The following is a 12733-nucleotide window of genomic DNA, read 5'->3' on the forward strand; positions in this document are numbered from 1 at the left end:
AAGATAGGAAACATGGCACCTCCGGATATCATAACCAGTTTACGCGAAGGCGATCAGGGAATTATTCATGCCATTGACGGCGGTTCCGCCCTGACCAGCCATCTGGCCGGCATGGGCATTGTCGCGGGCGCCAGATTCAGGATTGCTCAGGTCAGCGGCGGGCTGATCGTTGTTCAGGTGTCCGGCACCCGCATCGCCCTGGGGCAGGGAGAAGCCTCAAAGATTTCGGTTTATAAAATCGATCCGGCGGACGCGGTCTGTGAACCTCCCGTTGAAAAGGAAATCACGGTCGCGCTGATCGGACAGCCGAATGTCGGCAAGTCCACCATTTTCAATATTCTGACTGGTCTGTCGCAGCATGTCGGAAACTGGCCCGGCAAAACCGTGGAAAAAAAAGAGGGCGAACACCGCGCGGACAATCTCCTGATCCGGATTATCGATCTGCCCGGCACCTACAGTCTGACTTCGTTTTCCGAAGAGGAACGGGTCGCCCGCGATTTCATCATCCGGGAAAAGCCTGATCTCGTTATCCTGGTGCTGAATGCCGCAGCACTCGAAAGAAGTCTTTACCTGCTTTCCGAAGTGCTGCTGCTTAACCGTCCGGTCATCGCCGCCATCAACATGCTCGATGTCGCCTCCGGACAGGGCATCCAGATCAACATGAAAACTCTGCAGGACGAACTGGCCATTCCCGTTATCCCCATGGTCGCGAAGCGAAACAGCGGCATCAAGGAACTGGTGGATCAGATCTCCGCTTTTGCCGTGGGCGGCGTTAAAATTCAGCCGGATGGGCCGGAAGTCTCCGCGGATCACCTCCAGATTTACCAGGAGATTTTACGGACAGTCCGTCCCCTGATTCCCGAACCTTATACAGCCGAATGGACTGCCGTTAAAATCATGGAAGGCGACCCGGAAGCCACGGGGCTGGTCGAAAAACTTGCCGACAAAACCGCGTGGAAACATGTCCAGTCCCTCTTGAGCAAACATGAAGACGCGCTGCACGCGGTTGTCAACGGCCGCTATGACTGGATTGAAAAAGTCACCCGCGCATCCATGTCGCGCTTTAAGATGGGCGAAGTTGTCCTGACCGACCGAATCGATCATATCCTGACGCGTCCGGTTTTCGGTATTCCGATTCTGCTGGCCATTATGGCCTTTGTCTTTTTCCTGACCTATTCCATCGGCGTGCCCCTGCAAACCCGTCTGGCCGATTTAATCCAGCAATTTATTGCTTTTTGCACACCCGCCACCAGCGGCTGGCCCGCCTGGCTTCAGGGAATGCTGTTCAACGGCGTTATCGGCGGCGCGGGTTCCGTCCTGACTTTTCTACCGGTGTTGTTAATATTTTTTGCCATTATGGCCCTGCTGGAAGACATCGGCTATATGGCGCGCGCCGCTTTTGTGATGGATAGAATTATGCATCTGGTCGGCCTGCACGGCAAAAGTTTTATTCCGATGTTCCTGGGCTTCGGCTGCAATGTTCCCGCAGTGCTCGGCGCCCGCATCATCGAAACGCGCAAAGCCCGGATGATTACCCTGCTGCTGATTCCTTTTGTCCCCTGCACCGCCAGGCTTGCCGTCCTGACGCTGGTCTCGGCGGCTATTTTCAGGGAAAACGCCGCTTATGTGTCGTGGAGCATCCTGGCGTTAAATATCTTGGTGCTGGGTATTGCCGGGGCTTTTGTCAATAAGACTCTCTGGAAGCAGGACGCGCCGTTCATCATGGAACTGCCGATTTATCACCGCCCCGCTTTAAAAACGATTCTGATGGTCATCTGGGCAAGAACCATTTCGTTTGTCCGCAAGGCGGGAACGGTTATCCTGGGTGTTTCGCTTCTGATCTGGCTTTTATCGTATTTTCCAACAGGGCAAGTTGACGAAAGCTTCCTGGCTTATTTCGGCCGGTTGCTTCAACCCCTGGGTGTACCACTGGGATTGGACTGGAAGATGATCACCGCACTTTTGACCGGACTTGTCGCGAAGGAAAACGTCGTGGCCACACTGGGCGTGCTTTATTCCGTGGGCAAGGATGGACTGGTCGCCGTTCTTCCGACGGTGATGAGCCATCCGTCGGCCGCCGCTTTTCTGGTTGTGATGATGCTCTTTATCCCCTGTGTGGCTACCATCGCCGTCCTGCGCCAGGAGATGAACAGTAATAAGTGGTTTTACGCAACGATCGTCATGACGCTGATGGTTTCCTATCTGGGCGGCATGGCAGCGTACCAGTTGGTCAGGTACCTGGGACTCTAAAATCGGCACGAACCGGTTTTATTTATACACGCCCCTCTTGAAGGTAACGTTTCCTTTCTCATCCCATTCGATTTCGCCCTCGTAGGTGATGACACCGTAGCTTTGCGGGTATTTTCCACCGACCTCCTGCCTTTTCTTGGCTCCGGATTCATAATAATAACGCCAGACGCCGGTTTTGTTGGCCCTGTTGTTTTCGGTTTTGTATTCGCCTTCTTCCAAGAGCTTGCCGTTTTTATAATATCTTCGGAAGATACCGCTGGGGTTGCCGTCCATGTAAGTTTCCTCCCGCTGGAGGGCGCCGTTCTCCTGGTACTCCTTGAACGTTCCGTGCTTCACGCTGTTGTAATACCCCTCGGGATGCCGGATGAGCTTGTAGAATCCCGTCGAGGCCTGGTTGCCGTTTTCCCACCAGGCGGCGTATTTTCCTGATTGCTGGTCGGCTTCATACCCGTTCTCGTTCATCTTCCTGCCGGAAGGATAGTAAGATTCCTGTAAACCGTGTTTTTTCCCGTCCCTGGTTCGCACAACGGATTTTAACTGCCGTGAGTCGTAATAGTCATACCGCACAACCGTCTTCGCCTCGTTGTCCGTGATGTTGGTCGGCTTGCCATCCTCGTCGAAACTCTCTGCCAGCCCCACCGGCTGATCATCACGGTACTGGCCCCGGAAGGCCAGCTGGCCGTTGGAACAGTGATAGGTCATGTACTTTCCGTGCAGCATTTCTTTGCCGTCTTTTTTATAGTATCCGTATTCCCGCTCGATCCGGGTTTTATTGTTGTAGCAATACTGGCGGCTGACATTGGCCGCCTTGTCGTCTTTTTCAATTTTGACACTCCCCGTCGCCTTGTCGATCACGGCGCCTGTTTTGGCGTCCGTCATCGTGACCGTGATCTGGTAATCGCCTTTGGCATAGGCGTGGGTCACGGTTTTCTGATCGGTTTTTTCGATCACCGCGCCGTCTCCGAAATCCCACCGGAAAACAGGCTGATCCGGAGGATGGGTCACCTTGACCGTAAAGGGCAGAAGCGCGTTGGGCTCGCCGATGGTGATGGTCGTCTCCAGGAATATGCCGGGAATCACGACAACGGCCTCAGCCGAAAGCTTGGGATCGGTCTTTCCCCTGGCAAGGATTGTAAACGTCCCGCCGCCCTCCGGGGGTTTGTACAGGCCGTCGGCCGCAATCGACCCTCCCGTGCTGCCCTGCTTGACGCTCCACACCACGTCGCTTATCTCCCGGCCCTGGTAGAGCGCCTTGAACGGCAGCTGGGTTCCCTTGGTCAACGTCGCTTTGCCGGGCTTGATCATGAGGGAGGGAGCATCCACCGTCTGAACCGCCGCATACTGCAGGTCCGGAATAGGGGAATCGGCAATGGCCTCAAGCGTAAACCGGCACTCTCCTTCGCCTTTTTTGATGCGCCATTCGTCTGTTTCTTTCGCACTTCCGGCAATCAGCGCGTCAAAGCGCTGGTTTTTTAATTCCTTCTCCGGTTGGCAACCGTCGGCTTTCAAACGGATCTCCACATTTTTCATCTCCGCGCTCCCCCGGTTGGTCACTTTGCCGGTTACGATGAGGATGCCGCTTTCCTCTTTCACGTTGAGCTCCGGCTTCAGTGCCGAAAAGGACGATCGCCAGAGAGTGTAGACGCCGCGGATGGCCTCGTTGACGGCGGATTGGGGATAGTCAAACAGGTATTCCCGCTGTGCGTACGTCTGGCCCGCCGCTCTCCTCGCCAGCGCGGTCACCTGATCAGAGCGGGTATCCAGGGCTCCCTCAAACGAACGTCGTCCGTTTTCCCAGCCCGGGGCAAACCCCTTAAGATCGTACGGCGATGGATTGATGATGGTTTCCCAGGCGATATGGCTGGACATATTGGACATCATGGCTTCCGTATTGCCGTTGAAATACCAGGGGTCAAACCAGTCTTCGCTTGTTTTGAGAAAGCGGATGAGCTCTGTATGGAAATTATTGGAATACCCCTTGACGGGCGTCAGGTAACTGAGTTTGACTGAACCCTTGATATCGTCGCCCAGCGTGACAATTTTATCGGTGGACAAGCCTCCCAGCTGCTCTTTGTAAATAGCTTCGGCCGTCGCCCGGCTCACGCCGTTCACGTGATAAATGCAATACATGTCGGCCAGGAAATGCGCGCCCCAGGCCGCGGACTTGGGCAGCGCTTCCTTTTTGGACGCGGCCATGCCCGCCGCCAGGTACCGGTAAAACTTCTTCACGGCGTCGGGCGCGCCTCCTTCTTTCCTGACCGGGTTGTAGTAATGCCAGGAGAAGGGGGAATTGCCCTTGCTGTCGGGGCCGGGACCTTCAATCTTGCTGACGTCGAGCCCCGTGGTCCCTTCGCCCGTAAACTCGATATTGGCCCAGTATACTCCTTCGTGGGACAAGATGGCGTCCAGGGAGGGAAACGTCGCGGCGTCAAAAGCCGGATCGGACTTCAGCAGATCATACGCCCCGCGAGCAATATGCTGATGGATGGTTGCCGGAGCCATGACGCCCCAGCTGAAGGCGTTTTGCACCATGGTCAGGCCGATCATCACCACGATCAGGCTAATGACGGAGAAACAAGAAACTCCTGCATGTTCAGACTTTTTTTTCATATAGCGCCCCCGGAAAAAGTTTCCTTGCAGAAAAAAACAAACTTAATTTGATCAGAACATCATCTGGTGGATAAGCATAAGAAACGAAAACTTGGATGTCAAGAAAATATCAACCAGCAAAATACCGGCAGGCTCAGGACCGTTTCATTTTTGCCGCTATTGGTCGTCATGAAGCGAATGGTTTCCTGTCTGGGCGGGGCGTATCAACCGGTCAGGTGGTTGGGGATTTAGACTGAAGATTGAAGGTTCATGGTTCAGATTATCAATACCGGCAGCACCTTTCCCGCCGTCCAACCTGATTCGATGGATACCTTCAATGTTTAACCGTAAACGTTAAACCGTGAACCGTTGAACCCTTACTCCCCCATTTTTTCCAGTTCCAGAATTTTTGCTCTTAAAGCGTCGGGAATATTTACTTTTTTGTTGTTTTTATAATCATAGGTCACCACAACGCCTTCGCCGTCGGCGGCGATTCTTTTGTGCTTTGTGCTGAAGACTTCATAGCCCATTACAAACCGGTCTTCTTCCATGCTCAGTATTTTGGCTCCGACAATAATGGTATCGGGATATTGCAGGGGCATCTTGAAGCGGCATTCCGTAGAAGCCAGAATCGGCCCGATGCCCGATTCGCGCTGATAACCCATCATGTCCAGACGGTTGAAGTACTCGATTCTCACGGTTTCAAAATAGCGAAAATAGATAATGTTGTTGACATGCCCCATGGCGTCCATTTCGCCCCAGGCCACGGGAATATTCATCGTCACCGTACAAGCTGATAAGACATCTTCCATATTTCCTCCCTGCTTCGTGTTTTATTTTTAAAAATTGAAAACATAACCGCCACGAATCGTTATCAATATAATATCCGGTTATTCAAAAAGCAATGCGGGATATCCTGAATTGACTTTTATCCGGACATATGACAATTTTACAGCAACACATGGGATGCGCAGACACGCCCGGGGTAAGTTTCCCGGCGGATACTGGAGGATATATCTTTTGAAAATTATTTATATCGCTGACATTCATGGCGCTTTTGACCGTGTCAAACAGCTGTTGTCCGAAACGGTGGCCGATGTTTATATCATTGCCGGCGATCTGATCGATATCCCCTTCTACAACATGAACACCGCGATTAATTATCATGAACTTCAATCTTATTTTCATGGTCTGCGCGTCAGGATGCATAAAGAATCCATGACCGTCGAAGATTTCGTGGATGAATTGCTCGACATGCCGAACACGTCGCCCGAAATTGAAGAACACGGGACAAAGTATCAGCAATATACCATCCGCGCCCGCCGGGTCCTTCAGCAAAAATACAAAGTCCTGGAAAACATTCTTTCCATCAAACAGAAAGCACAGATGTTCGCCCTGCCCGGCAATTATGACATGGACCTGAAATACACATCCCTGCATGAGCGGGACCTCCATCTCCACTGGCATAACATGAAAAATCTTAAAATCGCCGGTTACGGCGGCGCGGATATCTGGACACCGGGAATCCCGGAACGCTACGTCGTAAACTATCAGGGAAGCGTGCCGCTGGAAAGCGGCCGCAACGAAATGTATAATTTCTTCAAGGCCGTGAAACCGGACATCATTGTCAGTCATCAACCCGCGCACGGCATTCATGACCGGGTGAATCAATTTGGAACATCGGGATCGCCGGCGCTGCGGTATTATTGCGACAACAACCCGGTATTGATGTGTCTGACCGGCCATGTCCACATGGACTGGGGATTTCAGATGACCGAAAACACGATTTATCTTAACCCCTCCAATTTCGGAGAAGTCACGACGCTTTCCGGCGGTGTCGCGGAAGGCGGTTTTTTCTTTGACATTGAAATGAACGGCAGGCGGATAGAGAAAATCATCTTTAGAAAGCTCGTTTTAGACCGGATTCATGACATTGCCGATTATTATCCCCAAAACGGCCAATGGCGTGAATCACTGGTCGACGCCGAGCGGTACGCGGCACTCAAAGAAGGCCGTAATTTCGATGCTCAGGAAGTAAAATATTCGCATATTCCGGAAGTCCGGCTTTATAATGAGATTAAACAATTTTACCGCACGTTCCAGACCGAAGAAACGGAAGAGCGCCTGGAAAAGCTCGAACAGATTGCCCGGCTGATTGAAGAGAATGTTCACGGCGATATCGCCATGGATGTTATGGGTTCGACCAACATGGGGCTTTGTGAAAATACATCGGACATCGACTTTGTGGTTTACGTCCGCTGCGACCCCGGTTTTACGGGAGAGATTAATTCCTGTTCACAGTACAAGGACGCCGAAAAGATTATCGAGGATGTCTTGAGGCCCCAGTACGCTTTTCAGATCATGGACACCATCGATCTGAACCTTGTTGAAAAAGCTATCCGGGAAAAGGATTATGAAAACGAAATGGCCATGCGTTTTGTAGCCTATCGCGCCATCTGCCGGCCGATCAACTACCGGTTCATCGCCCCCGTTGAGGATCTGCTCAATCAGGATATGGAATACCGTTCAGAACTGGAAGGCAGTATTCGTTCCTATTTCAGAATCTTCATCAATACGTCGGAGCATACCCGTTCATTCAAAAAGTATGAGCGCCGGATCAAAGAAATAGGCATCAATCTGCCTGACTCAGTCCGAATGAAGATTAAGGCTTATTTTCAGCAGGACCCTGATCAAAAGGATTGTATAATTGATTCACCGGATGATCCGCCGAAGCGTTAAGAAACGTTCATGCCCATCAATCTGACGGAATCACTGAATAACACGGATATGCTTTTGTCCGTGACAACTTTCTCGACAAAACCCACCCCGAATACCGGATGATTGATGACATTATTAACTTTGAAAATTTCTCTGATGGAATAATTCCGTATGGACGTTTCCGGCGGCATGTTACGGCTTTTCAGATCCCACTGCAGGGGCGCGTCATTAACCACCGCCTTTGCCGCGGCAGGCTTCTTTGTCCGAGCAACACCGGGAGCGCGCACGGCGGCGGCCTTTTTGGCGGCAGGCCCCGTTCCCCGGTATTTGTGTTCGGCGCCGCAGGTTTTACATTTTACACGATTCACCGCTTCATCAACTTTGAACAATATGACATGAGCCAAAACCAGCTTACATTTCAGACAATAAGCATCAATATTTTCACCAACAGCAAGCACAATATTCTCCTTTTTATGTTTATATGGAAGACAGCTATATCAGATTGCCCGAAGATGTCCTAATGAATAATTGACCGTAAGTGTTAATATGAATAAGATTACAGGGATGAGGCCAAAACAGCCGCGCCGATCGCGCCGTTGACCTGCGCATAGGAAGACACTTCTATCGTTACGCCAAGTTTTTTCGTGAGCGCGTCCACAACGCCTTTGTTCCGCGCCACGCCACCGGTGATCATCACCGGCTCGGCAACCCCGACGCGCGCGAGCATGGCTGAAACGCGGGCAGCGATGGATTCATGGATCCCGGCAATGATATCGGGCCTTTTTTCACCCCGGGCAATCAGCGAGATCACTTCCGACTCCGCGAAAACCGTACACAAACTGCTGATTTTTGAGGGCCGTTCCGATTGCAGCGACATCGCGCCGAACTCATCCAGATTGACTTCCAGCGCCCGCGCCATCACTTCCAGAAAACGGCCCGTTCCCGCGGCGCATTTGTCGTTCATGACAAAATTCTTAACCTTGCCCTTTTCATCGAGCGCCATGGCTTTCGAGTCCTGCCCGCCGATATCGATAATCGTCCGGATCTTCGGATTCAGTGAATAGGCCCCGGCGGCATGGGCCATAATTTCCGTAAAGGTCTTGTCGGCAAACTTAACCGAATTACGGCCGTAGCCGGTGGCAACAATCTTATCGATGGCGGACGTGTCCAGACCGGTTTCGGCAAGCAACTCCTCATAAACCCTGACACCCGCCGCCTCCGCGTTATAACCGGTAAAAACAATTTTCGTCCCGATAATCTTCCCGTTTTCCACAACGGCTGCCTTCGCCGTAATTGAACCGATATCAATCCCCGCTGTTTTCATTCGTATCTCGCATCTCGTCGTTCGCTTGCCACCCGCAGTGTGGTATCTCGTAGCTCGTCGTTCGTCTCACGCTTCACGCTTCACGACCCACGCTTCACGTCTTTTTTCTTTCTTTAATAATTTCCATAAACGCGTCGATCCGGGTTGAAATCTGGCTTTCGGAAAAACTCCGGTCATCAACCATATCCGCTTCGATCATCAGGCATGGAATCCCTCTTTCCTTTTCCACGATCCGCTGAATGTCCAGTTGCCCGAACGAATAAGGTTTGCAGCTGCGGTTGGAATGCAGCACGAACCCATCAACGTCATACTTGTCGATCATCTCAATAACCATTCTCGCCATTTCATCAACGCCGATATTCAGATAAATCCGGGTATAGGCTTCCGCCATCGAATCGAGGAACTTGCTTTCGTCAATATACTTCATTGCCCCGCACCAGGCCGACGTGTAGGTGTCCGCGACCAGGCAGGCATTGTGTGAAGCAAACTTCTTGGAGAGCCAGCGCGTCCGGGGCCAGATGGGAATGTTGTCCCACAAAAGACGGTATTTTTCATTCGGCACCACGCTGATGCCGCGGGCGACCCGGTCCTGCATGCCGGCCAGCAGCTGCTTGTAATAATTCACCGCCTCCTTCGTGCCCCTGAGCGTCACAATCAGCGCCAGATGATAAAAAGCGTCAAAAGCGCTCATGGGCGCGGGCCGGTGCGCGGCCGTCTCCAGCACCGCCTGCCAGAGCTGCTGCCCTTCATAAGACAGATGCCCGACCTCTCTCAGCCTTTCAAAATCATATTTTTTCTTGCAGGCTTCTTCGATAAAAAGAATGTATTCGTCAATTTGAGCCCGGACATAACGGGCCGCCTCCGGCGAATAACCCGTATGGCAGAAAGGCGTGTCCAGAATAAACAGCGGCACATCGAAATAGCGCGCCTGCACCTCATACCATTTGAGCACCGTCCCGCAGATATTGTTGCAGCAAACCAGCATATCGGGGCGCGGCAGTCCGCCGATGGGTCCGCCGTTGACGGTTGCGCAGGCAATGTCCGAGCGGGCGTAAGAGCACAGATCATTGGAATAGCCCATGGCTTCCGCTTTTTCGCAAAGCCCCGCGCCCATCTTGGATGCGCCGATCATCGCGCCGTGGTTTTCCGGATAGACGGGAATAATATCCATCGCAATCAGCGGCTCCACCGGACCGCCGCTGGTGATCCAGGCCACTTTCTTACCGGTGAGTCTTGCCGACTTGGCCTCGCTGTAATAGACCATCATCAGCTCTTTCATGGTCGGCGCTTTCTTGAACTTCAGAGAAAACTTTTTCGCCTGCCCAAACAGATAAATGCCGAGCATTTTCAGAAAATCAGAGTTGTCATTATTCATATCGCCGCCTCTGTCTTTTGGTTCAAATTCATGGAAAGCTGTTTCACCCGGTATCCGAAATTGCGTTAAAGTTCGTTATGATGTCATAACCTTTCAGGTCACTCGTTTCGAAGCATAGCGAAAAATATTGTTTTTTAAGATTGCCACGCCGCCTGAGAGGCGTCTCGCAATGACATTCTTTCATAACACGTGCATTATAAAATTTGAATGAACGTCTCTAACCGCGTTTGCAACTGCCCGCCCGCCCCGGTCTGCTCCTCCACCTCTAAAAGCAGAGAAGGAATTTTTTCCCGATCCAGCATTTCCTTGAGGTAAGGATAATCAAAAGCGTGGGGATCACAGAATTTGAGCAGCATAAAAACGACGCCGTCCGCCTTGCAGTCTTTAGCCATCCTGACCAGGCTCTCACCACGCCGGGTCAGCCCCGCATGCTTGGCCGGGCAGCTCCCGCGTTCGGCATATCGGTGGGCAATGGCTGTAAGCGGCGGAAGATTTTCATTGATAACGCCTTCAAAATACCGGGACCCCGTGCATAAATCATCTCCGGCCACAACGCCCCCGGCAGACTCAATCGCGTCGTAAATATCCGGATGATTGCAAATCCCGCCGGAGAGCACCAGCCTTCGGGCGCCGGATGCTTTTTTCCCAGGCGCGGTTTTCGTAAGTTCCGCGACAATGGCGCTGAGCGTTTCCAGGAAAGCTTCGCGTTCCATGATCATCGCCGCCCGCACGATGGTGTGAAAATCCTGCCCCTTGATGATTTGCGGGTTTTCACAACGCAGCTGATAAAGACGCGTCATCTGCGCGCGGATCGCGTTATAGATTTTAACGGCATGGATCAGGCCCGCTTCCGTAATTTCCCGAGAGAGTCCGCGCTCCAGATCTGTTTTGAATTTTGCCAGAACATCGATCAGATACTGTCTGGCGCTGGGCGTGGTCAGTTTGACTGGCAGGACAACATCCGCATGAAAAGGTTTCACCAGATTCAGCCGCCAGACATCCGAGAGCCGCTGAATGGAATCACAGGTATGCGGAAAAACCATTCCATCCAGAAGATCCAGTCTTCCGGAGAGGGCTTCTTCCAGAATGCCGCGCACCAGCGAACAGCAGTAGGATTGCAGATGGAGATCGGCGCGATGAATACCCGAATCGGAGCCAAACAGTCTGACGGGCAAAGCGCCTGCCGCAAAGATCAATTCTTCAGGCGCGTAGGAACAGACCGTGCCCACAATTTTTTTGCCAGTTTTGTCTTTAAGTTGTTGCAGATAAAAATAAGGATTTTCAACGATTGTCAAAAGCTCAGCGATTCTGTCCATAGCGCTTCCTTCCCCGCCGGAATATAGTATTTAATGCTTCGCCATTTTGTATCGGCAAGCTAGCATATTTGAAGTCAAAAGTGGAATGCTTATTAACAGGCTGCACGTCGGACAGACTAAAATCCAGCAGTTTTGAGTCTTTATCTTTCCCCGGGGCGTTTTTTTCCATCGGATATAAAAAAAGTGACTTGCTTTCCGAAAGCGGGGGACGCAGGTTTTAACAGACATCCAGGCTTTCAAACTGTAACCATTGATCTTCCTTCCCGAGTATGTGATACTTAAATCAGTGAGGGGTTGGGATAAATCGAAATGCTGTTACAACGTCAGGGCAGCCAGGTATCCGTAAAAAACAACCCGCAATCTAAAGTACCGGCGGAAAATGGGCGGCCGGACTAATAACATTGCGCTGCGAAGGATCTGATCCATGTTGTATATCAGCAGTCCGATCAATGCCCTGCTGGAAGGGCTTTACCGGGATGACATCACGATCGAAACGCTTAAAGAGAAGGGCGATTTCGGCATCGGCACGTTCAATAACCTCGACGGCGAAATGATTGCCCTGAACGGTTCTTTCTTCCACCTCGATCTTAACGGCGATGCCTATCCGGCGGCCAGCGGAATGAAAACCCCGTTCGCTACGGTGTGCCATTTCCAACCCGCATTGACGGAGGAAATAGCCGCACCGCTGTCTTATGCGGAATTCGGCGAACATCTGAAACGGATGCTGCCGTCGGATAACATGTTTTACGCCATTCATATGGAGGGCCGCTTTCAGGCGGTCGAAACACGCTCGGTGCCGCGGACCGAGAACTACCGGCCGCTTTCGGAAGCGACGGATCATCAGAAAATCCGCCATTTCAAGGAAATCGAGGGGCATCTGGTCGGGTTTTACACACCATCCTTCATGCCGTCGGTCAACGTACCGGGATACCACTTCCACTTTATCGATAAAACGCTTTCCGCGGGCGGACACCTGCTTTGCTGTCAACCGGAACGTCTGGACATCCGGTTGCAGATTTTCTTCAGCATGGAGCTGACGTTGCCCAAAACGCTTGATTACCTGACGGTCTCTTTCACACGAGATGCGAAGAAGGATCTGGAAAAGGCCGAGACCTGAATCAAAATGAGTTCATGACGACGGTCGCCAATCTTTACAAAATA

At 51.9% G+C, this 12733-nt stretch carries 9 protein-coding genes; 3 read left to right on the top strand and 6 right to left on the bottom strand.

The features are described 5' to 3' along the window. Window positions 1-12 precede the first annotated feature (12 nt). A complete protein-coding gene (gene feoB, locus CVU71_08715; protein ID PKN18867.1) occupies window positions 13-2250 on the top strand; it encodes a ferrous iron transport protein B in 2238 nt (745 codons plus the stop codon). An 18-nt stretch (window positions 2251-2268) separates the two neighbouring features. Here the strand turns inward: feoB and CVU71_08720 are convergent, their stop codons facing one another. Together CVU71_08720 and CVU71_08725 are read right to left on the bottom strand one after the other, a co-directional pair. Next, window positions 2269-4860, bottom strand: coding sequence for a hypothetical protein (locus tag CVU71_08720; GenBank protein ID PKN18868.1), 2592 nt, complete (start codon window positions 4858-4860; stop codon window positions 2269-2271). A gap of 356 nt (window positions 4861-5216) precedes the next feature. Continuing rightward, window positions 5217-5651, bottom strand: a complete 435-nt coding sequence (locus CVU71_08725) for an acyl-CoA thioesterase (GenBank protein ID PKN18869.1) — start codon at window positions 5649-5651, stop codon at window positions 5217-5219. 154 nt (window positions 5652-5805) lie between these two features. Between CVU71_08725 and CVU71_08730 the strand changes: the two genes are divergently transcribed. Then, window positions 5806-7578: a hypothetical protein gene (locus tag CVU71_08730; protein ID PKN18870.1), complete on the top strand. Its 1773-nt coding sequence runs from the start codon at window positions 5806-5808 to the stop codon at window positions 7576-7578. On the opposite strand, the gene CVU71_08735 is transcribed toward CVU71_08730, so the two are convergent. The 4 genes from CVU71_08735 to CVU71_08750 form a co-directional block, all read right to left on the bottom strand. Then, window positions 7575-8015 carry a hypothetical protein gene (locus tag CVU71_08735; protein PKN18871.1) on the bottom strand — a complete coding sequence of 147 codons (441 nt, stop codon included), beginning with the start codon at window positions 8013-8015 and terminating at the stop codon, window positions 7575-7577. The genes CVU71_08730 and CVU71_08735 overlap by 4 nt on opposite strands. A 98-nt stretch (window positions 8016-8113) precedes the next feature. Further along, window positions 8114-8881 (bottom strand): 2-hydroxyglutaryl-CoA dehydratase, encoded by a 768-nt coding sequence (locus CVU71_08740; protein PKN18872.1) that lies wholly within the window; start codon window positions 8879-8881, stop codon window positions 8114-8116. Window positions 8882-8975: 94 nt separating this feature from the next. Further along, window positions 8976-10160: a 2-hydroxyglutaryl-CoA dehydratase gene (locus tag CVU71_08745; protein ID PKN19151.1), complete on the bottom strand. Its 1185-nt coding sequence runs from the start codon at window positions 10158-10160 to the stop codon at window positions 8976-8978. Window positions 10161-10450: 290 nt separating this feature from the next. Beyond that, window positions 10451-11572: a 2-hydroxyacyl-CoA dehydratase gene (locus CVU71_08750; protein PKN18873.1), complete on the bottom strand. Its 1122-nt coding sequence runs from the start codon at window positions 11570-11572 to the stop codon at window positions 10451-10453. Between the two features lie 424 nt (window positions 11573-11996). Here CVU71_08750 and budA point away from each other — a divergent pair, with 424 nt between their 5' ends. Beyond that, the gene (gene budA / locus CVU71_08755) at window positions 11997-12689 is read left to right on the top strand and encodes an acetolactate decarboxylase (protein ID PKN18874.1); all 693 of its coding nucleotides are present in this window, start codon (window positions 11997-11999) and stop codon (window positions 12687-12689) included. Window positions 12690-12733: the final 44 nt, after the last annotated feature.

Source organism: Deltaproteobacteria bacterium HGW-Deltaproteobacteria-6, assembly GCA_002840435.1.
Classification (GTDB): Bacteria; Desulfobacterota; Syntrophia; order Syntrophales; family Smithellaceae; genus UBA8904.